Here is a 25,978-nt window from a genome sequence, read left to right as displayed (position 1 = left end):
ATATTGCATTGGCAATCAATTCGTTATAAAGTTTTATTCTTTTTACGACAGTCCCTATTATAAAAGCATTAGAATGCTATGGTACGAGGCATGGGATGTTCCGTTTTCCCCTTGCTGTGATAGATGAAAATGGCAAGATAATACATAAAAATCCTTCATTGCAGGAATATCCGGTTTCGGGCTATCAGTTTTTGTTGGATAAATTGGAAGGAAGAATTTATTCGGCTGCTTGTGAATATGTTTTTACTCGTGATATATATGAACGGATAGGCGGTTTTGTGAAGTTTCCATTGGCGTGGTGTTCAGACGATGCAACGTGGACAAGCATAGGTGAAAATGCAGGTGGAATGATTCCTTTGCCGGGTAAGCCGGTTTGTTGGCGAAATGTGATGGGCGAGAATATAAGTTGTTCCTTCAATTATGATGAAGAGAAGATAGTAGCTACAAGGCAATTTATAAAATGGGTTTCAGTTTTTTACTCGGACAGACTTCAAGATAGAAAACTACAGCATGCGATAAAGAAATATGCCCATACGATATTGCATTATAGTTTGCAAGATCGTTATAAATTACATGATCTTATGGGCATTTGTCGTAGTTTATGGTATATTTGCCCTTCTGTATCATTAAGTGTGGCATTCCGCATGTGTAAGTTGAAACTTAGAAATCGAAAGAGATAATGAAGAAAATTCTTTTTATACTTCCTTGTGTGCCTTATCCGTTGACTGCTGGAGGTAATCAGGCCTTTTTCAATATGGTGGAATATATCCGGCACAAAATGTCTGTGTCTTTGTTGCTTTCTCCGGAAAATAAGGAGATGAATGATGTCGAAAGTTTAAGGGCTTTATGGACAAATGTTGATTTCTATCTTTTTAGGGAAGAAGATGCAGAACCTAAGACTCGTTGCCCCCGATATTACCGTTGGTTAAAAAAGATGTCTGAATCCATTTCCCGCAAGATGCAACGGCAACTGTATTCTTTTCAGCAAGAGCGTCCGTATAAGAATATGACGTTGAAGAATTCTTGTTTTAAACCTTTTCCCAAGGCATACGTAGAGTATGTGTCTGACATCTCACGTCGTGGATTTGATATTATTCAGGTTGAGTTCTATCCATTGATAACATTGGGGTATCTATTGCCAAAAGATGTACAAACAGTGTTTGTGCATCATGAACTGAGGTATATACGTAATGAAAATGAAATGGAATGCCTTACTCATGTAACAGATGAAGACAAGATGCTCTATGGCATTGCTAAGGATATGGAGAAAGCCGCTTTACGTCAATATAAGCATGTAATTGCATTGACGGATATTGACCGTTTATTGTTGGCAGACTTGGTTGGACAAGAATGCAAAATTTATGTTTCTCCGGCAGTGGTACAGATAGAGTCTGCTTATGACAGAATTGTGAAGCCGGCCTCTGTTCGTCTGACATTTGTTGGAAGTGAAAATCATTACCCGAACCAGGATGCAGTAGATTGGTTTTGTCATGAAGTAGCCCCTTGTTTGCGTGTTCAGGGTTTTAAATTTGTTTTTCAAGTGATTGGGACATGGAAGAGCCGTTACGTGAAAAGTCTTCAGGCAGTATGTCCGGAAATGGAGTTAGTGGGTTATGTGGAGGATTTGCGGGAATACTTGAATGGGAGTATCGTTCTGGTGCCAATTCGTATTGGTAGTGGTATGAGGATGAAAATATTGGATGCGGTTTCCTCTATGGCTTCTTTTGTAACTACGACAAAAGGAGTTGAGGGAATTGACCTACGTCACAATGAAGAGTGTTTGATTGCTGATAGCGCAACTGATTTTGCAGCAGCAGTCATTCGTTTGGAAGCGGATAAAAAATTGCAAGTCAGGCTGGCGACGCAAGCATTGAAGCGTTTGCGTGAACTTTATAATCCTCAGGAAATGTTGGAGAGAAGACTGGCTGTTTATGATGAGATATTGCAAAATAATACAAACTAATAGCATCAGATTATGCTTTCAATCATAATTTGTTCGGTATCTCCCGAACGTTTGGAGCAAGTAACCCGGAATATTCATGATACTATTGGTGTTGATTATGAAATCATTGCTATTGATAATCGTGAAAAACAATGGCCGATAGCGCGTGCGTATAATGAGGGAGCTTCTCGGGCACATTATCCCTTTCTGTTTTTTGTCCATGAGGATGTAAAGTTTCATTCGGTAGGCTGGGGAAAGTGCATTGAGAAGAAACTTAAGGAACCGGATTGTGGGGTGATAGGTTTTGCCGGTAGTAAGGTGAAATTGAAATGCTATTCGGGATGGGGAGATGTGTATAAGTGGGATGTTATATTCTATTATCAGAGCGTTGGAACTGAAACCCAATTTCGTGTAGCATCGGTTACTATGGAGCATCCTTTTAAGGAAGTGCTGGTATTGGATGGCTTTGCCATGTTTGTGCGTAAGGATGTATGGGCTAAATATCCTTTTGATGAGGAATTGTTGACGGGTTTCCATTGTTATGACTTGGATTTTACATTGCAAATAGCTGCGGATCGTTGTTATAAAAATTATGTATGTTGTTCTTCTGAGGTCTTGATAGAGCATTCTTCACAAGGGAATTTTAATCAAAGTTGGTATCAAGATACGATTAAAATGCACAAATTGAAGTGGAATAAGATGCTTCCAATGAAAATAGAGGGATTTGAATTGGGAGAAAAAGAAATGAGGAAGCAGGAAGAATATACCTTCAGTGTCTTTTTGCGTAAGTTATTGAAAGCGGGATATCCTGAGGCGAAGGTGGTGCTGAAGGACTTTTTAGCTTACCCTTATTCATGGAAACATTTACAGCACTGTATTAAATATGTGTACAAATATCTTGTAAGCTAATTGTGGTTGCTATGAAATTGGTTTTTTTATCACATGTTAGTGATTGTGCCGGAGGAGCACAAAGATGTTTATTGGATCTATTGCGGGGGCTTAAGCATATTCACCCTGATTGGCAACTCTATATGGTTCTTCCTGGTCCGGGAGATTTGCTTGATGCCTGCTCCCCTTATATTGATGGCTATAGGTTCTTACAAATGGAATGGTGGCTTGTAGGTAAGGACATGGATATCGGCACGAGAGAGAAGCTTTCTTATATTCGTAAACTATCGAAGTATTCCATTAAATTAACCCGTTACTTGAGAAGGATAAAGCCGGACTATGGAATGACAAATACTGTGGTTTTTCCTCATTTGGCAATATCATGTAAGATGTTAGGGATAAAGCACTGTTGGTTTATCCATGAGATACCTGATGTGACTTGGCTGAATCTTAATCCTGTTTTTGAATTTCGTTTTATCTTTAGAGCGATTGATAAATTATCAAATAAGATATTGGTAACTTCCAGATATGCAGAGTTTCATTATCAAAAGGTGATGACAAGCGCAAAAATAAGCAGCATCACCCAAGCTGTAGAATTGCCGATGACGGTTGGAGTGGATGTGAAATGTGATAGACATACGCGGTATACTATCTTGTTGGTCGGCGCTTTTGACTCTAATAAGGGACAGATGGAACTTTTGCAGGCGGTAAAGAGAATAGTGGCTGAAGGGAAGGATATTCTTTGTTATCTGGTTGGCCCGGATGTTGGCTTTATGCCCAAATGCCAAAAATATATTCAAGATAATGGTCTGGATAACAATGTAAAAATTGTCTCTTACACGCAACAGGTGGTTTCTTATTATGCTTTGGCTGACGTTGTGTTGGTTTGTTCCACTTTTGAAACTTTTGGTAGGGTTGCTGTAGAAGCTCAGAAATGCGGGTTGCCATTAATCCTTTCTGATGTGGGGGCAAATCCGGAACGCATTGAGGATGGAGTGAATGGGCTCCTTTACCAGAAAGGAAATATTGCGGAATTAGCAGAAAAGATAGAAATATTGCGGGATGAAAACGTTAGAAAAATGCTCTCCAAAAACATCGATTCCATTGCAATAGAGGAAAAGTATGGTATTGATAACTTTGCATCAAGTTTCTGTACTTTGTTGGGCTTGTAGAATGTAATTGTAAATATGATGAACGATACCCTTTCTCCCTTAGTCTCTATTATAATTTGTGTCTATAATGGTGAGAAATATTTAGAGAGATGCCTTCAAAGTGCTATGTCCCAATCCTACAAGAATATAGAGATCATCGTGGTCAATGATGGAAGTATGGATAATACTCCGGTCATTATAGAAAATTATGTAAAGTTGGATTGTCGTATTATTGTTATAAGCAAACAGAATGGAGGAATATCCGAAGCGAGAAGAATAGGTGTGAATCGGGCACGGGGGAAATATATACAGTATTTGGATTGTGATGATGTTTTGATGAGCAATGCGATAGGATGTTTGGTGAACCGTGCTGAGGAGACTCAAGCCGATGTTGTTGTTGCTCCTTTCTTTTTTTGTGAAGATGGCGGAAGAAAGGAATCGGACAGCATGGAGTTTGAACAAATGTCCGGGATTGAATATTTAAAATGTATCCTCTGTTCAAGGGCATATTGGGCTATGTGGACCAAGTTTCATTTACGTTCTTTATATGATGAGGGGATTGAAAGGCTCGGCATCTCGTTTGGAGAAGATGTTGCTTTGTCTACGCAGATTTTAGTTCGTTCGGGAAAAGTTGTTTCTATAAATACTCCGATTCTTGATTATTATGTTTATTCCTCTTCGGTATCTCACGATTTGGGAGAGAGAGCATATCTTGATTTCAATGTTTATGTGCGCTGGTTTGATGACTATATAGAACGGAACGGATTGCATGAGGAATTTGCAAGAGAATTAGCTTTGTTCCATATAAAGAATACTCAAGCGCGGCTCCATTGGAAAAAGGTAAAGGATGTTAATAAAGAAATGAATCGGTTGATGATAGGGCTTGGGGATTATCCGGAATTTTGGAAATTACTGTCACGCCGTGAGAAGAAGATAGTTACTACTTATAGGTTATCATCGTTGTTGGGATATTGGAGACTGTATTATTATAATTGGAAAAATAAATTATAGAGAAATGAAAATCATAGAAAGGTGGAAGAAAAGCCTGTATAGAAAGGCTGTAAAACATAGACTGATAGCCCCTCAAGTGATAGTACTTATGGATGGCGGAGTTTGTTCTCAGATGCACCAATATCTGCTGGGTAGAATTTTTGAAAATGGAGGACATAAAGTGCTCTATGATTTGTCTTTCTATGAAGAGTGGGGAACAGATATGGATTACCAGTTTGTACGTAACTTCGATTTGTTGAAGGCTTTTCCTTACTTAAAAGTGAAGTCCGCTTCTAAACTGGCTTTGTCTGTCTATAAGAAGAAATATTTTAATTTGGGTAATAATACTTATGGTAGGCAGGATGACTTCTCTTTTCTACAAAAGAAGCCTCCGGTCTATTTAGGTGGTTATTATCATGTTCCGGCTGATATTTGGCTTCCGGTATTCCGGTCGCTTTTTAGAGTAATGCCCGAGGTGCTGGATGCACAGAATAAATTGCTGTATTCAGAGATTGATTCACGTCCTTGTTCCGTAGCTGTTCACGTAAGGCGTGGGGACTTGAAAGTAGAAATTCCGGCTTACGGCAAACCTGCTTCATTGGAGTATTTCAAGTCGGCAGTGACTTATATGCAGGATAGGGATATGTCTTCTTTCTTCTATTTCTTTTCAGATGAGCCGGATTGGGTGAGGGATGAACTTATTCCGCAACTTTATCTTACGGAAGGTAATTGTAAGATTGTTGATATAAACGGTTCTGATAAGGGGTATATGGACTTGTTTCTGATAGCTCGTTGCAAGCATCAGATTACCAGTAAAGGCACTTTAGGTAAATATGGTGCTCTTTTAGGAGATAATTCAGAGAAAATGGTGGTGCTTTGTAATGATGAAGTGGAATATCCATGGAAAGAATTACTTCAAAATGCCATATTTTTATAGATTCGGCTCAGTGGTTGTCTCTGTTTTCGTAAGTAGTGATTTTATTTCTATGTTGAACAGTTTGTTTCTTGTATATCGGCAATAAAAAGTGTGGAGAGGGTTTTCGTGCCCTTTTCCACACTATTAAATCTTAGAAGAAATACCCCACGGAGAGCATCAAGTTGCGGTTTTTGTTTCCGCTATCTTCTATATTGTCCAGTAATCCCCAGTCATATCCGATAGAGACTTGATATTTTTGAAAGAATTCGACTCCTGCTTTGAGTCCGAGACCAAAGTCGAAACGTTTCATGGCATTGCTTCCGAATACTTTGGCAGAATCATGAATGCTTGTCAATCCTTCCACTTCATCAATCAAATATCCCGTTGCCTTCATTTTACCGAAGAGACCGACTGCAAAGTAAGGACCGAAATTGCCAAAGATGGCAAAATTGTCATTGATGGCATATTTGTAGCCCATGTGTATAGGTATTTCTAAATAGTAGGGATTGAATTTCAGAGATGCATCATTCCCATTTATTTGTGTACCTTTTAAGGACAGCAGTGCAGCCATGTCGAGATAAACACCTTGGGCTATCTGGGGCAAGTCTTTCTCGGCCTTGATGCCGACATGGAAACCTACCTTGCTGTCAAAACCATTGGTGGAGAACTTGCTGGAATTCATACCTGCCATCGCTCCCCATTTGAGTCCTTCTTGCGCGTGGATGCCCATAACGCCGGTCATCAGTAATGCGAATAAAACTAAAATCTTTTTCATGTTGTTTTAATTTATATTGATATAAACATAATATATAGACCTGACATACTTCAATGCTTTTGAATAAATTACATGCAGAGAGTGGGTAATATAAACTCATATACAATAATTGGGTATTAAGTTATCTCCAACACATTGGTACACCTTGTTTATTCAAATTATGTCCTGTTACATATTTCCATGAGTTACTTTTCCCTTTAATATTTTCAATAGCAACAAAAATGGCATCTAAGAAACCATTATTGTCTAAATCATAAAGACAACATGCTGCTCCTTGTCCAGTGTCACACGGTGATAAAGAGTCAGGGAAACGAGGGGTATATATAGGTTTTGCATAAGAGTTACCATACTTATCTATATCAGGTAGTATTTCATATACGAATTTATCTTTACCAGAGGGAGCATCTAATGCCATAAATAGGATATCCAATGTACCATTATTGTCAATATCACCAACTGCAACTCCTGCTCCATCTCCATCATGACCTAATCCTGGAACTTCATATACGGGTGATAGACTCAAATAGTTGCCATTTGATTGTAGGTCGAAAGCAATTTGATATCGAAATGAATTTTCTCCTTCTGGGGCATCATAGACCATCATTAATAAATCAGGAGTTCCATTTTTATTTATGTCACATATATCAATACCTGCTCCATCGTAAAAAAATCCGAGTTCATCTAATGTATTTAGCGAAGATAATGAGTTATAGTGGCCATCAGGTTTGAGGTCATAAGCTACGTAATACCATCGGTAGGCACGACCTGCTGTAGTGGGCTTGTCTGTGCATAAAAGAACCATATCTAATATTCCATTATTATTCAAATCACAGAGGGCGATATCACCTCCAGAATTTTCCCAACCCTCAGCAGAAATTGAAAGAATAGATGATTCTTTTGAATAGTATCCATTTTCATCAATATCATATAAGACTTTATACCAAAAATTATTCTTTCCTTTAGGATTATCTATTCCCATCAATATCATATCAGGCCTTCCATTTTTATCAATATCACCGATAGCAACTCCTGCCCCTTGATTAATATGTCCTAGTCCGCTGACTTGACGTGTACCAGTAGTTGATGGATATAGGCTTATAGAACATACTTCTTTACTCTTTATGTAGTTGTCTATATATGCTTTGAGAGTTTGCTTTTTTGTGGGGTCTGTAACTAATTCATAAATGGGGATAAATGATTGTGAATTATTGTCGACATCAATAAATTTCGGTGTGGAAGATTTTACTGATGCCATCCATTTACCTATATCTATTGATGGTGAATTTTCTGGATTTAAAGAACCTTGCACTCCTACGGCGGGGTCACCTCCTATTGTGAAATAATATAAGGACTGCTCTTTATTAGTTATAGCTAAAGATTCATCATATTGGAATTTTCCATCCATCTTGAAAAGGCTAAAGAGTGAAGCGCCTAACCCAGCGTTTATACTTTCTTTTTTTGATGATGAGGTTGATTTAGCCATATAATACACTTCGAATTTTGCTCCTAAATATATATCCTTTAACACATGAGTTCCATACTCTTCAACAATTTGTTCTGGTGTATATGTAGAGAGTCTTTCAATAAACTGTTTTGTGAGACATGTCTTTAAAACATTAATGTCAGCTTCTGAAATTCGATACCTGCTATCTATATATTGCTGAGTACAGTATGCAAAAGAGTAGTCAGAATTATAATGAGAATTACCTCCGAATGCTATATTTAAAGAGGCGCCACCTATGACTTTTAGGATGCCGGGGGTGCTCATTTGTAATGAAGATGACATGTTGGTGGTAAAATCAATGACATCTTTCCCTGAAGAGTAACGGAACCGAGATTCTTCTAGTTTGTAGGGGGTAATCAGTCCTTTTTCTAATAGTTTATTAGTATCAAATACTATTGCACGACTGGACTTAGTATCTAAATATGGCCCAGTTATATCATAGCCGTACCCTAAAATATCATATACACCATCTCCTGCAGATCGGGTATTTACACTTTGTGGAAATGACGGGGAATTACGTTCGATGATATCTTCATCGGCACAACCGGATAATATAAGCATTACCCAACTCATAAATAGGAATAACTTTTTCATGGCTCTCTATCTTTTTAAATAATGTATTGTTTGTTGTATGATTGTTATAATGAGAAATAACCATATAAAAGAACTTCATCAGACTCTATTTTAATCAAATAGTTACCACTACTGTATCCTTCATCCAAAGTGATGTCAATGTTTGTGGGTTCATTGTATGCTTCTGAATGAATGAGTTTACTAGTTGATTCATTGATGAGGGTTATGGTGACGTTAGGTAATACCTCGTTGAAGTCGACACATACTGTGTTATTATATAAGTAGGCGTTGGCGGTTTGAATGATACTACGAGATATAGGGGTATCTCCTTTACTAATCGGATCTTTTCTTTTTGCTTGGGTTAGGGCAATTTCTGTAAAAGGATTGTTCTCTTTTTGTGCGTATGTCACAATATTGCTTAAAAAGAATGTCGCAATTAAGATAGACAATAGTTTTTTCATCATTATACACTTTTTTGATTATTGATGCCGCAAAGGTCGGTTTAATACGGCAGGATAAGTGTATAATATTGTATAATTTCGGTGTATAATGGCGTATAATATTGTATAATTGTTGTACTTGCTAATGATTGTTATGATTGGCTAGATGATTGGAGATTCTTTTTTAAAGCTTCCTTAAGAGATATCTCTTTGTGTGCAAAGCCCATTTTGTTTTCTAATATGCGGTCTGCCTTTTTGTAAATAGTATCCCGTTCGCAGCTCAATATATGGCAAAAGTGGCTTATCGGGAGGTTTGTCAGGTACAGACAACATAAGTAGATTTCGTCTTCTGTCAGGTGATATTTTGATTGTAGTTCCCGGGCAATATTATTCCAACATTTGTTGGTTTCTGCAATTAGTTGTAGCCAGTCACCTTGATGCATTATTTCTGATTCTGCCTTTTCTTTATGAGAGCGGATGATTAGAGTCATCTTGTTGTATACCTCAGATTGTTCGAATAGAACAAGTCCTGCCTTATACAGCATTTCTTTTTCGGTTCGGTTATTGGGCTTTTGCTTTCTTTTCTTATAGGATAGGATGATTACAGCTACAATGAGGGTTAATGTGATTATTGATATACTTATGATAGAGTAATGGGTGTGTTTGCTGATTATGTTTTGCTTGTTGCTTGGCATCCCTTGTTCTGCGCAGACAATGGCATCGGGCTGTCTGGACTTCTGCATGCTGTCCAAATAGGCAGAGTAGTTGCGTTCCATCTCTAAGGAAGTAGCTAAGTCTCCTTGCTCTTTGGCTATGTCTGCCAGATACATGTAAGCCCCGGCTTTGGTGGCATAGTCTGTTGTGAAAAGGGATTTTTGTAGGTAGTAGCGGGCAGAATCATATTGCAATATTAGGTAATATGCGCTTCCAAGTAGTTCGAAAGCTTTGTAGCATGTTGTGCGGTCTTTCTGTACGCCAAGATTCTGTTTGGCGAATTCTATAGCTTTCTCTCCGTTTTCCATCCAGTTGTATAGTTGGCATAGTGAGGAGAACACATTTTCTTTTAATTGTATGTTGGACTGTTTTTGGACGATAGCGAGTGCCTTCAACATCATTTTTTCGGCTTCGGGATAGAATTCCTCTCCTTTTTCCATTCGGATGAGTCCTCGTCGTGACAGAACTTCTGCTTGAAGAACAGAGTCCTTTAGCTGAATACCTATTTGTTGTGCCAATTGATAGCTGGAATCGGCTTGTGTATTTAGGTTTTGTGAATAGTATAGATAACCTATATTCAGGTAGATAAGACTTAATAGACGTCTTTCTCCTGCTTTTTCAGCCAAGGGCTTTGCTATGAGGTATTGAGTCATAGATTCTGTTCTTCTCTGTGAATCCCGGTAGACGCAGCCGGAATAGTAATGGGCCCTTGCCCGCTTTTCTATGTCGTTTGTGCCGTTGTAGTAGGTCAGGGCCGATTGTATCAGGGAATCATTGGTTTGGATAATGTAGTTCTTATCTCTTGCTTCTGTCATTAATAGGTCATAATAAGCACTGTCAGCTTGGGTCTGCAGGCTGTTTGTCGGGAATGCTTCGAGCATAGATAGGGCAGTGTCCGGTTGCTGAACGATGAGCGAGTCAATTGCAATCAGGTACTTATTATAGTTCACTCGGGTATTGCAAGCAATGGACAGAAGTACGATTAGGACAGATAGGGTTGTGATAATAGCTTTTCTCATGTGGTGAACAAAGTTCTCAGTTAAGTCGGGTGCAAAGGTACATCTTTTTCATTATTTACTCATATAATTGCTTGGGCATATTGAAGTTTGAAGAAAATTGTGTGGAAGTTAGGAGTAAAGATGGAAAATAAATGAGCCGGCTATTATTAAGATGACAATGTATGAGTGTACATGGTGCTGGAGAAGTATGCAAGGACACAAAAGAAAGTAGAGAATGTGGGCATTTAGGCAGAAATAACCTGAAACCCTTTTCCATTCCCTCGTTTTCTTGTATCTTTGCGACCTCATAATTCACTTAACTACAAGCAATGAAGGAATTCCTACAACTGATGCGGCGCTTTGTGTCGCCTTACAAGAGATATATCGGTTGGGCAATCGTGCTCAATGTGCTGTCCGCTATATTCAATGTCTTTTCATTCACACTGCTCATTCCTATTCTCAATATCCTTTTCAAGACGGGGGAGAACACCCAAGTGTATCACTTCATGGAGTGGGGAAGCGGTAGCTTGAAGGAAGTGGCGGTGAACAATTTCTATTATTACGTCACTCAGATGATTGAGACACACGGGCCACAGATGACATTGCTGTTCATGGGGCTTTTCCTTGCTTTCATGACCATGCTGAAGACTTCCTGCTATTTCGGTTCTTCCGCCATTATGATTCCCCTTCGTACGGGAGTGGTACGCGATATCCGCGTGATGGTTTATTCCAAAGTGATGCACTTGCCGCTCGGCTTTTTCTCTGAAGAAAGGAAAGGGGACATCATTGCACGTATGAGTGGTGACGTAGGCGAAATTGAAAACTCCATTACCAGCTCACTGGATATGCTGCTCAAGAATCCTATCCTGATTCTGCTTTATTTTTCCACTCTGATTGTAACCAGCTGGCAGCTGACTCTGTTTACTGTCCTGGTATTGCCGGGTATGGGCTGGCTGATGGGAAAAGTCGGCAAGAAACTGAAGCGTAAGTCGTTGGAAGCCCAAGGGAAATGGAGTGATACCATGTCGCAACTGGAAGAGACGCTTGGCGGACTGCGTATAATCAAGGCTTTTATAGCAGAAGACAAGATGGTGGACCGTTTTAAGCAATGCAGCGACGAGCTGCGTGATGCAACCAACAAGGTAGCCATCCGTCAGTCGTTGGCACATCCGATGAGTGAATTCCTCGGTACGCTGCTCATTGTATTGGTACTGTGGTTCGGTGGTCTGCTTATTCTGGGCGACGGCACTTCCATGGAAGCATCAACGTTCATCTTCTATATGGTGATTCTGTACAGTATCATCAATCCGTTGAAAGACTTTGCAAAGGCAGGATACAACATTCCAAAGGGTCTGGCATCCATGGAACGTGTGGACAAAATACTGAAAGCCGAGAACCCCATTAAGGAACCGGTAAACCCGTTGCCGCTGCACGGGATGAATGACCGGATTGAATTTAAGGACCTCTCCTTCAGTTACGACGGCAAGCGCGAAGTGTTGAAGCACGTCAATCTGATGGTGCCCAAAGGACAAACCATTGCACTTGTCGGCCAGTCCGGCTCCGGCAAATCTACATTGGTGGATTTGCTGCCGCGCTATCACGATGTGCAGTTAGGTGAGATTACAATTGACGGTGTGAATATTAAGAATTTTCGCATCCACGACCTGCGTGCGTTGATAGGAAACGTGAACCAGGAGGCCATCCTGTTCAATGACACCTTCTTCAACAACATTGCCTTCGGTGTGGAAAATGCAACTATGGAGCAGGTGATCGAAGCGGCAAAGATTGCCAATGCCCACGACTTCATCATGGAGACCGAACTCGGTTATCAGACCAACATTGGCGACCGTGGCGGCAAGCTTTCCGGCGGACAGCGCCAGCGTATCAGTATTGCCCGTGCCATCTTGAAGAATCCGCCTATCCTGATACTCGATGAGGCCACTTCAGCACTCGATACCGAAAGCGAACGACTGGTGCAGGAGGCTCTGGAACGGCTAATGAAGACCCGTACCACGATTGCCATCGCCCACCGCCTTTCCACCATCAAGAATGCGGATGAGATTTGTGTACTCTATGAAGGTGAAATCGTGGAACGTGGTAAGCACGAGGAACTTCTCGAGAAGAACGGCTATTATAAGAGACTGAATGATATGCAGTCTCTCTCATAGAAATAAAATTCTGCGTACTTTGCTTCCACCCGCTTGTGCTAGGCTGTTATGACTAAATAGGAAGTTAATTTCCTGCAAACAGCCTATTAATTCTTCTTTCTCTTCTATATTTCTTACGCAGAATCTATGATGCAGGTGGGTGTTGACGGCTGCCGGCAGAGTGTTTCACGGCTGTTAGGCGATGATGAATAAAGGGCGTTCTTTTGTCTTTTACGCTTTTTTAATATCTGCTTGCTTCCATTCTATCACTAATTATCCTATTTTTGCAAAGAACACATACATAAACATTGCAAATATCATGAAAAAATTATATCCAACGTCTACGACGACAGCTACTATGACTATCAGTCCAAGTACTCTTAATCATGTAATTCAATCGACCCCGATAATACTATAACTGTAAATATTTAATATTCGCCTACCATGAAAATAAAAGTTGGTTTGATAGGGTTCGGCAGAATGGGGCAAATGTATTGGGAGGAAATGCAGAAAAGCGGTCGATGGGACATCGCATATATCTGCGATACCGATCCGGCCTCCCGAGAATTGGCAAGAAACCTTTCCCCTTCATCCAGAATCATATCCGATGAACAAGAAATCTTTGATGACCAGAGTGTAGAAGCTGTTGGTCTTTTTGCATTGGCAAATTCCAGAAAAGAACAAATAGAGAAAGCTGTCCGGAGCAATAAGCATATCCTGACGGAGAAACCCATTGCCGATACCATTGATAAGGAATGGGAAATTGTGGACCTGATTGAAAAGTATGATCGCATTGCCGCTGTCAACCTTTATCTGCGGAACTCCTGGTATCACCAGGCTATGAAGCAGTTTATCGATGAAGGCGAGATTGGTGAACTGGCTATCTTGCGCATCTGCCACATGACTCCGGGATTGGCGCCGGGCGAGGGACACGAATATGAGGGTCCCGCCTACCACGACTGCGGCATGCACTACATAGACATCGCCCGCTGGTATGCCGACAGTGAATACAAGACCTGGCATGCCCAAGGCATGCGGATGTGGGACTACAAGGACCCTTGGTGGGTACAGTGCCACGGTACGTTCGAGAACGGCATCGCCTTCGATGTCACACAAGGCTTCGTCTACGGACAACTCTCCAGAAACCAGACTCATAATGCATATACGGACATTATCGGTACAAAAGGTATCGTGCGCATGACGCATGATTTCCGGACTGCCGTAGTGGAACTTCACGGCGTGAACCGTACGCTTCGCCTGGAGAAACCGTTTGGCGGAAAGAACCTGGACAAGCTCTGCAACATTATGGCAGACTCCATCGAGAGCGGGAAACGCGATCCGAGATTGCCGCAGATGCGAGACTCGGCCATTGCTTCCCAATACGGATGGACCTTCCTGGAGGATGCGCGCCGCCACGACCTGCCCGGCATAGGCGACTTGCAGACGCTGGAGGAAATCAAGGAGCGCCGGAGGCATATGAAAGAAGGTTACGGACTGCTCCGTCCGAAGAAAACGGTAGTCTGATGCCTACTGTAATTAAGGATTGTTTTAAAACTCATTATATTAACCGATTTTAAAATCTAAAGAACCATGTCGAAATTTACAAGAAGAGAATTTCTTAAGACCGGAGGTTTAGCTTTGGCGGGTCTTACCATTGCTCCAAGCAGCATTTTGGGTAAGAGCCACGGACACGTGCCTCCCAGTGACCGTTTGAACATTGCTGCCGTAGGTATCGGCGGTATGGGACACACCAACATCAACCATGTGAAGGCTACGGAAAATATCGTGGCGCTTTGTGACGTAGACTGGCGCTACGCGAAAGGTGTGTTCGATGAGCTTCCCAATGCGAAGAAGTATTGGGACTATCGTAAGATGTACGATGAGATGGGTAAGGACATCGATGCCGTTATCATCGCTACTGCCGACCATACACATGCCATCATTACTGCTGATGCCATGACGATGGGCAAACATGTATATTGCCAGAAACCGTTGACGCACTCCGTATATGAGTCCCGTCTGCTTACCCGCCTGGCCGCTTCTACGGGAGTAGTTACCCAGATGGGTAACCAGGGTTCTTCGGACGAGGGTACCGACTTGGTATGCGAGTGGATATGGAACGGCGAAATCGGTGACGTGACGAAGGTGGAATGTGCTACCGACCGTCCCATCTGGCCGCAAGGATTGAATGTTCCCGAAAAGGAAGACCGCATTCCCAAAACCCTGAACTGGGATTTGTTTACCGGTCCTGCCAAGATGAATCCATATAACGAAATCTATCATCCCTGGAACTGGCGCGGATGGTGGGATTATGGTACGGGTGCTTTGGGCGATATGGCTTGCCACATCCTGCACCAGCCGTTCAGAGCTTTGAAGTTGCTGTATCCTACCAAGGTAGAAGGTTCATCTACATTGTTGCTCAATGCCTGCGCTCCGCAAGCACAGCATGTGAAGCTGACTTTCCCCGCACGTGAGAATATGCCGAAGGTGGCTATGCCCGAAGTGGAAGTTCACTGGTATGATGGTGGCATGATGCCCGACCGTCCGAAAGGCTTCCCCGAAGGAAAGCAACTGATGCAGAGCGGTGGCGGTCTGACTATCTTCCACGGAACGAAGGATACGCTGATTTGCGGTTGCTACGGACAGAACCCGTGGTTACTTTCTGGCCGCGTGCCCAATGCACCGAAGGTTTGCCGCCGTGTGCCGAAGGCTATGAATGGCGGTCATGAGATGGATTGGGTACGTGCTTGTAAGGAAAGTCCTTCCAGCCGCGTGATGCCTAAGTCTGATTTCTCCGAAGCGGGACCGATGAACGAAATGGTGGCAATGGGTGTATTGGCCATCCGTCTGCAGGGCCTGAACAAGACACTGGAATGGGACGGAGCCAACATGCGCTTCACCAATATCGGCGACGACGAGACATTGCGTACAGTCATCAAGGACGGCTTCAAGATACACAACGGCCATCCGAGCTTCGACAAGACATGGACAGATCCGGTAAATGCCAAGGCTTTTGCAGAAGAGCTCATCAAGCATAACTACCGTGAAGGCTGGAAGTTGCCCGATATGCCCAGATAAACATTAAAAAGAGTATCGGAACCAGGTTCCGATGCTCATAAACGAATACTAATCATTTAATTTTTCAGATTATGAAGAAAATATATTATTCTTTGGCTTGTTGCCTTATCGGAGGTATGCTCGCCTCTTGCGGTGGCGGTGCAAAGAAATCGAACGCTACGGAGGAAGCTGCAGCTCCTACTACTACTGCGGTGTCTTATTCCAAGTCTCTGAAAGCGCCTGAAACGGACAGCTTGAACCTGCCGATTGATGCGGACGGTTATATCACTATCTTTGATGGAAAGAGCCTGGACGGATGGCGTGGATACGGTAAGGACAAAGTGCCTTCCAGATGGATTATTGAGGATGGTTGCCTCAAATTCTGTGGAACCGGTACCGGCGAAGGACAGACCGGTGAGGGCGGTGACTTGATTTTCGCCCATAAGTTCAAGAACTTTGAGCTGGAACTGGAATGGAAGATTTCCAAAGGTGGTAACTCCGGTATCTTCTATCTGGCTCAGGAAGTTACTTCAAAGGACAAGGACGGCAACGAAGTGTTGGAACCCATCTATATCTCTGCTCCCGAGTTCCAGGTGCTGGATAACGCCAATCATCCGGATGCCAAACTGGGTAAGGACAACAACCGTCAGGCTGCTTCCTTGTACGACATGATACCGGCTGTTCCGCAGAACGCCAAACCTTTCGGCGAATGGAACAAGGCAAAGATTATGGTATACAAAGGTACTGTAGTTCACGGACAGAACGATGAAAACGTACTGGAATATCACTTGTGGACTAAGCAATGGACTGAAATGTTGCAGGCAAGCAAGTTCAGCGAAGAGAAGTGGCCCTTGGCTTTCGAACTGTTGAACAACTGTGGCGGCGAAAACCACGAAGGCTTTATCGGTGTGCAGGATCATGGCGACGATGTTTGGTACCGCAACATCCGTGTAAAGGTTCTCGACTAATTCCTTCTAAAAAGATAGTACTATGAGAATCAAACATATGATGATTTTGTCAGCACTGTGCTTATCCATGATGGCCACAAGCTGCAGCAGCCACAGCACGGAAACGGCGCCGGAAACGACGAAAAAGGAAGTAGCCATCCAGCTCTACTCTGTAAGAGACTTGGTGAAGGACGGCAGTAACCTCGACCAGATTCTGAAGGATTTGGCTGATATGGGCTATACCAGTGTGGAGGCCGCCAACTACAATGACGGTAAGTTCTACGGCAAGACTCCCCAGGAGTTCAAACAGATGGTGGAAAAGAGCGGTATGACCGTGCTTTCTTCGCACACTACCCACGGGTTGTCGGACGAGGAACTGGCTTCGGGCGACTTTACGGAAGCCTTGAAATGGTGGGATCAGTGCATTGCTGCCCATAAGGAGGCCGGTATGGAGTATATCGTGACTCCGTATCTCTCCGTTCCCAAGACATTGAAAGACTTGCAGACCTACTGCGACTATTACAATGAAGTGGGCAAGCGCTGCCAGGCTGCCGGTTTGAAATACGGTTACCACAATCATGCCCATGAATTCCAGAAAGTGGAAGACAAGGAGCTGATGCTGGACTACATGCTGCAACACACCAATCCCGAATATGTATTCTTCCAGATGGACGTTTACTGGGTAGTGCGCGGCCAGAACAGCCCGGTGGATTACTTCAACAAGTATCCCGGACGCTTCACCATGCTCCATATCAAGGATCACCGCGAGATTGGGCAGAGTGGTATGGTAGGTTATGATGCTATCTTCAAGAATACGGATACTGCTGGCGTGCGCCACATCGTAGCTGAGATTGAGAAATACAGCTGCCCCGTAGAAGAGAGTGTGAAGCAGAGTCTTGACTACTTGCTTGATGCTCCTTTCGTGAAGGCATCGTATAGCAAATAAAACATGATGGCGGCTATTCATTCATAAGCTCGGCCGCATCATTTTCTTGACGCGGGCACAACCGGATGAAGAATCCGGGGTGCCCGCGTTTTTTTACTTCCTTCCGAAGTCGGCCGGAATTTCCCCCCATTGCTTTGTCTCCCATTTTAGGATGCGGGTGGTGTAGGTGTTTTCGCGCAACCACTTCTCCGCACGTTCTATTAGGTGGAAAAGCTCTTCGGTCTTGGCGTCGCGCGGCAGTTTGGTCTTGCATTTTTTCTGTTTTATCCAGTTGATGGCGTTCACGCTGTCACTGTAGATGGGCATGTCGAAACCTTTCTGTTTCAACAAGGCAAGTCCGTGGACAATGGCGAGGAATTCGCCGATATTGTTGGTTCCATACATCGGCCCGAAGTGAAAGATTTCCTGACGGCTGGCGACGTGTACTCCCCGGTACTCCATGGCACCGGGATTTCCGCTGCAGGCTGCGTCTACGGCAAGGCTGTTTTCCGCGACGGCGGTGGGAAGGGGAGCGTCGGCGCCGGGAATAGTCTTGGCAGGAGAGGGAGCCGACCGCTTGATGTACGTGTACGGCGAAGAGGCAAAGGCTTTTTCCGCTTCCTCGCGTGATTCGAATGACTTGTATTTTGCTCCTTCGTAGCCTTTGGTCTGCAGTTGGCAGTCTGTCCAGGAAGTGTAGATACCCGGGCTGACTCCCGCCCATACGACGTAATATTTTTCTTTCTTCATAACTGCGGACAAAGGTAAAAAAGAAAATCCGAACAACTTAACTCTTTCATTTGTTTCTTTGTATGGCGGATATAAAATAAAGAAGAGAAGTCTCAATAAAAAAAGAAAGGACAAAAAATGAAGAGAACATTTGCAGAAGCCATGGCGCATCGCCGTAGTTATTACTCTATCGGCAGCGATTCGCCAGTACTGGATGAAGAAATAGTACACATTATTCGTGAAGCCGTAAAGAATGTGCCGTCAGCTTTCAATTCACAGTCTACAAGAATTGTATTGTTGCTGGGCGACGAACATAAGAAATTGTGGAACATTGTGAAGGAAACCCTGAAAGCACGCATCTCTGCCGAGGCTTTTGCCAAGACGGAAGCCAAGATTGACGGCTGTTTTGCCAGCGGACACGGTACTGTGCTCTATTTTGAAGATACTTCTGTAGTCAAGAAGCTGCAGGAAACATTCCCTTCCTATAAGGATAATTTCCCCACTTGGTCACAGCACACCTCCGCTATGCACCAGTTTGCCATCTGGACTATGCTGGAAGATATGGGGTTGGGCGCCTCCCTGCAACACTATAACCCCTTGATTGACGACGAGGTACGTCGCACCTGGAACCTGCCCGACAACTGGATGATGATTGCACAGATGCCCTTCGGTACACCCACTGGTGAACCGGGAGAAAAGGAATTCGAAGATTTAAGCAAGCGTATCAAAATTTTTCTCTGATACAGAGGCGTTTTCAGCTTGGAATTGCTACCTTTGCAGGAAACCTGTAACTCGTAGCAGATATGATACGTATTTTCTTGACCGGCTACATGGGAGCCGGTAAAACTACTTTAGGAAAGGCTTTTGCCCGCGAAATGAATGTGCCGTTCATTGATTTGGACTGGTACATCGAAGAACGTTTTCACAAATCAATCCGTGAATTGTTCACCGAGCGGGGAGAAGCCTCTTTTCGTGAATTGGAGCGAAACATGCTGCATGAAGTAGGGGAATTTGAGGATGTCGTGGTCTCTACCGGTGGCGGTACTCCTTGTTTTTTTGACAATATGGAGTATATGAACGGTTGCGGGCAGACGGTGTTTCTGGATGTACACCCCGATATTCTGTTCCGCCGGCTCCGGGTGGCGAAGCAGCAACGCCCCATCCTGCAAGGCAAGACGGACGAAGATTTGCGCACCTTCATTGTGGAGGCGCTGGATAAGCGTGAGCCTTTCTACTCGCAGGCCCGTTATCGCTTTGATGCCGGTTATCTGGAAAGCCGCAGCCAGATTAGCGAATCCGTGCAACGGTTACGCCAACTTTTAGGACTTTAATCCCTTGTAAATGTGTATTTTTCAGTCCGAGGAGCTGGATATATTAGATTTATGTGTATTTTTGTCGCCCCCTTTATAAGACACACTATAGTGGGAAAATAGTAAATTGTAAATAGTCTAATAGTAAATGTACTGATGAGAAAATGGCGTATTGAAGATTCAGAAGAGCTGTACAACGTAACTGGTTGGGGCACTTCGTACTTTGGTATCAATGACAAAGGTCATGTTGTGGTGACACCGCGTAAGGATGGGGTTGCCGTCGATTTAAAAGAGTTGGTGGACGAGTTGCAGTTGCGCGATGTAGCGGCTCCGGTATTGGTGCGTTTTCCCGATATTCTGGACAACCGCATCGAGAAGGTGTCCTGCTGCTTCAGACAGGCAGCCGACGAGTACGGGTATAAAGGAGAGAACTTTATTATCTATCCCATTAAAGTGAATCAGATGCGTCCCGTGGTAGAAGAGATGATTAACCATGGGAAGAAGTTCAATCTGGGGCTGGAAGCGGGTTCAAAGCCGGAGTTGCATGCTGTGATAGGGGTCAATACAGACCCGGGTTCCCTCGTGGTTTGTAACGGATATAAGGACGAGAGCTTCATTGAACTGGCACTGTTGGCACAGAAAATGGGCAAACGCATTTTTCTTGTTGTAGAGAAACTTAATGAGTTGAATCTTATTGCCAAGATGGCGAAGCAATTGAAGGTGAAACCTAATATCGGCATTCGCATTAAATTGGCTTCCAGTGGAAGTGGCAAATGGGAAGAAAGCGGAGGAGATGCCAGCAAGTTCGGACTGACATCCAGTGAACTGCTCGAAGCGCTGGACTTCTTGGAGAAAAAAGATATGAAGGACTGTCTGAAGCTGATACATTTCCATATCGGCAGTCAGATAACCAAGATACGCCGCATCAAGAATGCCTTGCGTGAAGCTTCGCAATTCTTTGTGCAGCTGAACAAGATGGGCTTCAACATCGAATTCGTGGATACCGGTGGCGGTATGGGAGTTGATTATGACGGTACACGCTCTTCAAGTAGCGAAAGCTCCGTCAACTATTCCATCCAGGAATATGTCAACGATGTGGTGTCGACTTTCGTCGATGTTGCCGACAAACACGGGTTCCCTCATCCCAATATCATTACCGAAACGGGACGCAGCCTGACTGCCCATCACTCCGTGCTTATCTTCGAAGTGCTGGAAACGGCTTCCCTGCCCGAAATGGACGACGACTGGGAACCGGGAGAGGATGCTCACGAACTGGTGAAGGAACTGTATGACATCTGGGATAATCTGAGCCAGCGCAGTATGCTGGAACCTTGGCACGATGCGCAGCAGATACGCGAAGAGGCACTCGACCTTTTCAGCCATGGCATCGTCGACCTGAATACGCGTGCACAAATAGAGAAACTCTACTGGAGTATCTGCCGCGAAATCAACTCCATTGCCAGCGGCATGAAGCACTGCCCCGAGGAATTCCGCAAGTTGAGCAAGCTGCTTGCCGACAAGTATTTCTGTAACTTCTCGCTGTTCCAGTCATTGCCCGATTCCTGGGCCATCGACCAGATGTTCCCCATCATGCCCATACAACGGCTGGATGAAAGACCCGACCGCGAGGCTACCTTGCAGGATATGACTTGCGACTCGGACGGCAAAATTGCCAATTTCGTCAGCTCGCGTGCCGATACGACCACCCTGCCGCTGCACTCGTTGCGCGACAAGGAACACTACTATCTGGCGGTTTTTCTGGTCGGAGCTTATCAAGAGATTCTGGGAGATATGCACAATCTGTTTGGTGATACGAATGCCGTGCATGTGTCTGTCAATTCCAAAGGCTACACCATCGACCAACTGATTGACGGCGAGACGGTGGCTGAGGTGTTGGACTACGTGCAATATAATCCTAAAAAACTGGTACGTACGCTGGAAACTTGGGTGACGCAGTCCGTCAAGGAAGGGCGTATCTCTGTGGAAGAAGGGAAGGAATTCTTGTCTAATTACCGTTCCGGACTGTACGGATATACTTATTTGGAATAAAATGGAGAAACTGACTGTAATAAAGGTGGGTGGCAAGATTGTAGAAGAGGAAGCCACCCTCTATAAGTTATTGGATGACTTTGCAGCCATCGAAGGCTACAAGGTCTTGGTACACGGAGGCGGACGCTCGGCCACGAAGCTCGCTGCCCAACTGGGTATTGAAAGTAAAATGGTGAATGGCCGCCGCATCACTGATGCCGAAACGCTGAAGGTGGTGACCATGGTGTATGGCGGACTGGTGAATAAGAATATCGTTGCCGGCTTGCAGGCGCGTGGTGTCAATGCACTGGGCTTGACGGGAGCCGATATGGATGTAATCCGTTCGGTAAAGCGTCCCGTGAAGGAGGTGGATTATGGGTTTGTGGGCGATGTGAAGCAGCTGAATGATGCTTTCTTGGCAGACCTCATTCATAAGGGTGTGGTTCCCGTGATGGCTCCGTTGACACACGATGGAGACGGGCACATGCTGAATACGAATGCCGACACTATTGCCGGAGAGACCGCCAAGGCTTTGGCGGGTTTGTTCGATGTAACTTTGGTGTTCTGCTTTGAGAAGAAAGGGGTGCTGCGTGACGAGAACGACGATGATAGCGTGATTCCACAGATAACGCCGGAGGAATTCAAGCAATATGTGGCAGATGGTGTGATTCAAGGTGGCATGATTCCAAAATTGGAGAACTCTTTCGAGGCGTTGGATGCCGGTGTATCCGAAGTCGTAATCACTTTAGCATCAGCCATCAACGGGAACGGTGGAACCCGTATTAGAAAATAATTCAAAAAAAACGGCAATAGGCTGTAACTTTCTGAATACTTAACCGTCAATTTATTAGAGATGCAAGAACTCAGCTTTCGCAATGACATTCTCCCGCTGAAGGATAAGCTCTTTCGGTTAGCCCTAAGAATTACGTTCGATAGGGCAGAGGCAGAGGATGTTGTGCAGGAAACGCTGATAAGGGTTTGGAACAAGCGTGACGAGTGGTCGCAGTTTGGTTCTATCGAGGCCTATTGCTTGACAGTGGCAAGGAATTTGGCAATAGACCGTAGCGAGCGAAAAGACTCCCGCACCGTGGAGTTGACCCTTGAAATGGAGCAGGCCTCCGATGCATCGAGCCCTTACGAAAAGCTGGTGAACAAGGAACGAATGACGTTGATACACCGGCTGATGAACAAGCTTCCCGAAAAACAACGGTTGATTATGCTGCTTAGGGATGTGGAAGGTAAGAGCTATAAAGAAATAGCAGCAGTCCTGAACTTGACCGAGGAGCAGGTAAAAGTGAACCTCTTCAGGGCGCGGCAAAAAGTGAAACAAACGTTTATTGATATAGAAGGTTATGGACTCTAAATATATAGAACAACTCTTGGAACGCTACTGGCAGTGCGAAACTTCTTTGGAAGAGGAGGCTGAATTGCGTGCTTTCTTTAGCGGAAGCGATGTGCCCAAGCACTTGCTTCGCTACAAGGATTTGTTCGTATATCAGCAGCTTCAGCAGGAAGTGCATCTGGGTGAGGATTTTGATGCCCGGGTGCTTGCCGAAGTGGAAGTTCCGGTGGTCAAGGCAAAGCGCCTGACATTGACTGCACGCTTCATGCCGCTGTTCAAAGCCGCCGCAGTAGTAGCAGTGGTCCTTTCGATGGGAAATGTGATGCAGCATTCATTCTTTTCGGATGTAGAGGAAGTAGCCGCAACCGATACTATCGGTAAACAGATTTCCGCACCGTCGGTAGCTCTTTCGGGAGATGTGCCCGTGTCTCATGAGAAGCAGGTGATGGACAGCCTGCGCCGGGTGAACAAGGAGCTGGAAATCAAGGAATAGATATTTTCATTTGCTTTTAAAATAACATTTTTATTTGCTTTAAACATAATAATAGTTAGTGTGCTTTATTAAAACAACTTGAGGCTGTGAAGTTTCAATTCTCTCAAAATCTTATAAAAACTAACTAAAATAGAAGGGACGCCGCGTGATGCAGCGTCCCTTTGTTGTTCTTGCCTGTGGGTTACAAGGCTTTTTATTTAAGGGAGTTATTATTTACAGTATATATAGTTTGGAGTCTGCCGTTTTTTTTCTCAACTTTACTCACTGCAAATATATACAATGGAGAAGATGAGAAACATACTATACATCTGTATTATGCTTTTAGGCATTATGTGCTTTGTAGGCTGTAATGACTGTCATGGCAACAAAAAACTTTTGGCGCAGACCGACTCTTTGTTGCAGAGCCGTCCGGACAGTGCGCTGAAGTTGCTTAATTCCATAGAAAAGGATGTCGGGTTTTCAGAAGCGGAGTGGATGCAGTTCGTTTGGAACTGTGCGCAGGCCCGCTACCGTATGGGTATGTCATTGGCGGAAGATTCGCTGCTTCCTGAAGCGATACACTACTATCGTGAGCGGAAAGACTCTTCCCGTATGCTTGATGGCTACCTGCTTGAAGCCTCCTATTATAAATGGATGAAGCAGGAGGAACGCATGGATGAAGCGATTGAGAATGGCTTGGACTATGCCATAGCCCGGAAAGACACCTTCTGGCTTCTTCTTTTTTATCGGGGAAAGGCAGAGATAGCTTATCTGAGAAATGACCACTCCCAGGCGATAGAGTTGATGGAAAAGATATTGCAATATGCTGATAAGCTATCTGTCCGGGAACATTGCTCCATACTCTATGACCTGGGACTCAATATGGCGCTTGCCAACCACCCTTCTTCTTCGGATTACCTGGAACAGAGTATTGACATGGCATTGGCGGCAGCCGATACAGCTTCGGCCTGTCACTATCTGAGGAATTATGCCGCTTTTCTTGCCAACAGCCATGAATATACCAAGTCCAATGAACTGCTTCACCGGGTTAGACGGCTGATGCCTATGACCGACAACTATCCCATTCTGCAGGTAATCTTTGCTGAAAACTTCCTGAACCTTCATCAGTTGGATTCTGCCCGTTACTATTGGGAGCAGGCGTGGAACAATGAATTGAAGCAGGAAGAAAAGAGAGCCGAGGGCTTTTCTGTACGCAGTGCGCTGGCACAGTTGAAAACAATTCTGGACTATACTTCCGGGGCACCTTTGGACATTGTCACTTTCGGTAGGTTTGCTGATTCTGTCAGGAATGAGATGAGGGACCAGAATAGCGTGATAGAGCAACAGCTGGTGACCAGGAACAAGCTTCAACAGTTGAACTATGAGTTGATAATCAAACGGCAGAAGACACGGATGTATTCGATGCTGGTTGTTGTTGTGTTTGTCGGGGTACTTGTTTCCCTTACCTTTTATATCCGTAACAGACGGAAGCGCCTTGCCGAAGCCGAGGAACGTATTGATGCACTGACCCGCCTGCTGGAAGATGCCCAGAAGGTATCGGACAATCAGGAAGAGAATAGCGGTGCTTTCTTCAAGAAGCTGCTTCTTCAGCAGCTGGGTATCATACGGCTTGTTGCCAATACGCCTACCTCACAGAACCAGGCGTTGCTGAAACTTATTTCGGGCATCGGCAATAAGGAGATTCCGGTGGAAGGACTTCTTGCCTGGGCAGACCTTTATCCGGTAATTGATAAACTATACGATGGCTTTTATTCCCGCATGATGGAAAAGTTCGGACAGGTATTGTCTGATAAGGAAGTGCAGATATGCTGTCTGCTCTGTGCCGGTTTCTCCACGAAAGAAATCGGTGTGGTCACCCAACAGACAAGTGCAACCATCTACGTGCGTAAGACTTCCATCCGAAAGAAGATAAATGCAGGCGAAAAACAGGATATTGTGGAGTGCATAAGAGGCATTTAGACCGGAAGAGGCCGGATTAAGACTTTTATAATATGTCATTGTTGATAATCAGTGCTTTATGTGCTAAGTATTAAGACTTTTAATAGTGCGATTTAGTAGGAGTTAAGAGACTTCTTGCCTTAACTTTGCATCAAATCAAAAAACAGAAAG

23 protein-coding genes are annotated in these 25,978 nt (G+C 44.0%); 18 read left to right on the top strand and 5 right to left on the bottom strand.

Annotated features, from left to right (window positions below):
- Positions 1-116 precede the first annotated feature (116 nt).
- From DWY55_RS09845 to DWY55_RS09820, 6 genes are read left to right on the top strand one after another with little or no spacing between them, the layout of a single operon-like run.
- Positions 117-680 (top strand): hypothetical protein, encoded by a 564-nt coding sequence (locus DWY55_RS09845; protein ID WP_243633651.1) that lies wholly within the window; start codon positions 117-119, stop codon positions 678-680.
- Complete coding sequence (locus DWY55_RS09840; protein ID WP_005825933.1) at positions 680-1,963, top strand: glycosyltransferase; 1,284 nt, start codon at positions 680-682, stop codon at positions 1,961-1,963. Before DWY55_RS09845 ends, DWY55_RS09840 begins: the two co-directional genes overlap by 1 nt.
- A 12-nt stretch (positions 1,964-1,975) precedes the next feature.
- Positions 1,976-2,851: a glycosyltransferase gene (locus tag DWY55_RS09835; RefSeq protein ID WP_005825931.1), complete on the top strand. Its 876-nt coding sequence runs from the start codon at positions 1,976-1,978 to the stop codon at positions 2,849-2,851.
- An 11-nt stretch (positions 2,852-2,862) separates the two neighbouring features.
- On the top strand, positions 2,863-4,002 hold the full coding sequence (locus DWY55_RS09830; RefSeq protein WP_005825928.1) for a glycosyltransferase: 1,140 nt from the start codon (positions 2,863-2,865) through the stop codon (positions 4,000-4,002).
- Between the two features lie 15 nt (positions 4,003-4,017).
- Positions 4,018-4,992: a glycosyltransferase family 2 protein gene (locus tag DWY55_RS09825; protein ID WP_005825925.1), complete on the top strand. Its 975-nt coding sequence runs from the start codon at positions 4,018-4,020 to the stop codon at positions 4,990-4,992.
- Between the two features lie 4 nt (positions 4,993-4,996).
- Entirely contained in the window at positions 4,997-5,908 is a 912-nt protein-coding gene (locus tag DWY55_RS09820) for an alpha-1,2-fucosyltransferase (protein ID WP_008662048.1), read from the top strand.
- 130 nt (positions 5,909-6,038) lie between these two features.
- Here DWY55_RS09820 and DWY55_RS09815 read toward each other — a convergent pair whose 3' ends face one another.
- The 4 genes from DWY55_RS09815 to DWY55_RS09800 all read right to left on the bottom strand — a co-directional run bounded on the left by DWY55_RS09815 (position 6,039) and on the right by DWY55_RS09800 (position 10,912).
- Complete coding sequence (locus DWY55_RS09815) at positions 6,039-6,662, bottom strand: porin family protein (protein ID WP_008662047.1); 624 nt, start codon at positions 6,660-6,662, stop codon at positions 6,039-6,041.
- Positions 6,663-6,783: 121 nt separating this feature from the next.
- Complete coding sequence (locus DWY55_RS09810) at positions 6,784-8,760, bottom strand: MAC/perforin domain-containing protein (protein WP_008662046.1); 1,977 nt, start codon at positions 8,758-8,760, stop codon at positions 6,784-6,786.
- Between the two features lie 44 nt (positions 8,761-8,804).
- Positions 8,805-9,203 carry a DUF3244 domain-containing protein gene (locus tag DWY55_RS09805; protein ID WP_005825909.1) on the bottom strand — a complete coding sequence of 133 codons (399 nt, stop codon included), beginning with the start codon at positions 9,201-9,203 and terminating at the stop codon, positions 8,805-8,807.
- A 128-nt stretch (positions 9,204-9,331) separates the two neighbouring features.
- On the bottom strand, positions 9,332-10,912 hold the full coding sequence (locus DWY55_RS09800; protein WP_008662045.1) for a tetratricopeptide repeat protein: 1,581 nt from the start codon (positions 10,910-10,912) through the stop codon (positions 9,332-9,334).
- Between the two features lie 308 nt (positions 10,913-11,220).
- Between DWY55_RS09800 and DWY55_RS09795 the strand changes: the two genes are divergently transcribed.
- The 5 genes from DWY55_RS09795 to DWY55_RS09775 all read left to right on the top strand — a co-directional run bounded on the left by DWY55_RS09795 (position 11,221) and on the right by DWY55_RS09775 (position 17,988).
- Complete coding sequence (locus DWY55_RS09795) at positions 11,221-13,059, top strand: ABC transporter ATP-binding protein (protein ID WP_009037389.1); 1,839 nt, start codon at positions 11,221-11,223, stop codon at positions 13,057-13,059.
- 423 nt (positions 13,060-13,482) lie between these two features.
- Complete coding sequence (locus DWY55_RS09790; RefSeq protein WP_009037388.1) at positions 13,483-14,562, top strand: Gfo/Idh/MocA family protein; 1,080 nt, start codon at positions 13,483-13,485, stop codon at positions 14,560-14,562.
- 66 nt (positions 14,563-14,628) lie between these two features.
- Complete coding sequence (locus DWY55_RS09785; protein ID WP_005825899.1) at positions 14,629-16,116, top strand: Gfo/Idh/MocA family protein; 1,488 nt, start codon at positions 14,629-14,631, stop codon at positions 16,114-16,116.
- Positions 16,117-16,187: 71 nt separating this feature from the next.
- Complete coding sequence (locus tag DWY55_RS09780; protein WP_005825897.1) at positions 16,188-17,063, top strand: DUF1080 domain-containing protein; 876 nt, start codon at positions 16,188-16,190, stop codon at positions 17,061-17,063.
- A 22-nt stretch (positions 17,064-17,085) separates the two neighbouring features.
- On the top strand, positions 17,086-17,988 hold the full coding sequence (locus tag DWY55_RS09775; RefSeq protein WP_005825894.1) for a sugar phosphate isomerase/epimerase family protein: 903 nt from the start codon (positions 17,086-17,088) through the stop codon (positions 17,986-17,988).
- 93 nt (positions 17,989-18,081) lie between these two features.
- Here the strand turns inward: DWY55_RS09775 and DWY55_RS09770 are convergent, their stop codons facing one another.
- The gene (locus DWY55_RS09770) at positions 18,082-18,717 is read right to left on the bottom strand and encodes a viroplasmin family protein (protein WP_044468422.1); all 636 of its coding nucleotides are present in this window, start codon (positions 18,715-18,717) and stop codon (positions 18,082-18,084) included.
- Positions 18,718-18,834: 117 nt separating this feature from the next.
- On the opposite strand from DWY55_RS09770, the gene DWY55_RS09765 reads away from it, so the two are divergent.
- The 7 genes from DWY55_RS09765 to DWY55_RS09735 all read left to right on the top strand — a co-directional run bounded on the left by DWY55_RS09765 (position 18,835) and on the right by DWY55_RS09735 (position 25,828).
- The gene (locus DWY55_RS09765) at positions 18,835-19,437 is read left to right on the top strand and encodes a nitroreductase family protein (RefSeq protein WP_005833749.1); all 603 of its coding nucleotides are present in this window, start codon (positions 18,835-18,837) and stop codon (positions 19,435-19,437) included.
- A gap of 62 nt (positions 19,438-19,499) precedes the next feature.
- A complete protein-coding gene (locus DWY55_RS09760; RefSeq protein WP_005825881.1) occupies positions 19,500-20,027 on the top strand; it encodes a shikimate kinase in 528 nt (175 codons plus the stop codon).
- Positions 20,028-20,162: 135 nt separating this feature from the next.
- Positions 20,163-22,055 carry a biosynthetic arginine decarboxylase gene (gene speA / locus DWY55_RS09755; protein ID WP_005825878.1) on the top strand — a complete coding sequence of 631 codons (1,893 nt, stop codon included), beginning with the start codon at positions 20,163-20,165 and terminating at the stop codon, positions 22,053-22,055.
- A 1-nt stretch (position 22,056) separates the two neighbouring features.
- On the top strand, positions 22,057-22,827 hold the full coding sequence (argB, locus tag DWY55_RS09750; RefSeq protein ID WP_008662034.1) for an acetylglutamate kinase: 771 nt from the start codon (positions 22,057-22,059) through the stop codon (positions 22,825-22,827).
- A gap of 60 nt (positions 22,828-22,887) precedes the next feature.
- Positions 22,888-23,397: an RNA polymerase sigma factor gene (locus DWY55_RS09745; RefSeq protein ID WP_008662032.1), complete on the top strand. Its 510-nt coding sequence runs from the start codon at positions 22,888-22,890 to the stop codon at positions 23,395-23,397.
- Positions 23,387-23,869, top strand: a complete 483-nt coding sequence (locus DWY55_RS09740) for a hypothetical protein (RefSeq protein WP_057253887.1) — start codon at positions 23,387-23,389, stop codon at positions 23,867-23,869. The genes DWY55_RS09745 and DWY55_RS09740 overlap by 11 nt, the downstream gene beginning before the upstream one ends.
- Positions 23,870-24,157: 288 nt before the next feature.
- Positions 24,158-25,828 carry a LuxR C-terminal-related transcriptional regulator gene (locus tag DWY55_RS09735; protein ID WP_009037383.1) on the top strand — a complete coding sequence of 557 codons (1,671 nt, stop codon included), beginning with the start codon at positions 24,158-24,160 and terminating at the stop codon, positions 25,826-25,828.
- Positions 25,829-25,978: the final 150 nt, after the last annotated feature.

Source organism: Bacteroides sp. AF25-38AC (assembly GCF_003602995.1).
In the GTDB taxonomy this organism is placed as follows: Bacteria; Bacteroidota; Bacteroidia; order Bacteroidales; family Bacteroidaceae; genus Bacteroides; species Bacteroides uniformis.
The sequence above is the reverse complement of the archived record's forward strand: the minus strand, read 5'-3'. Positions and strand labels throughout refer to the sequence as shown.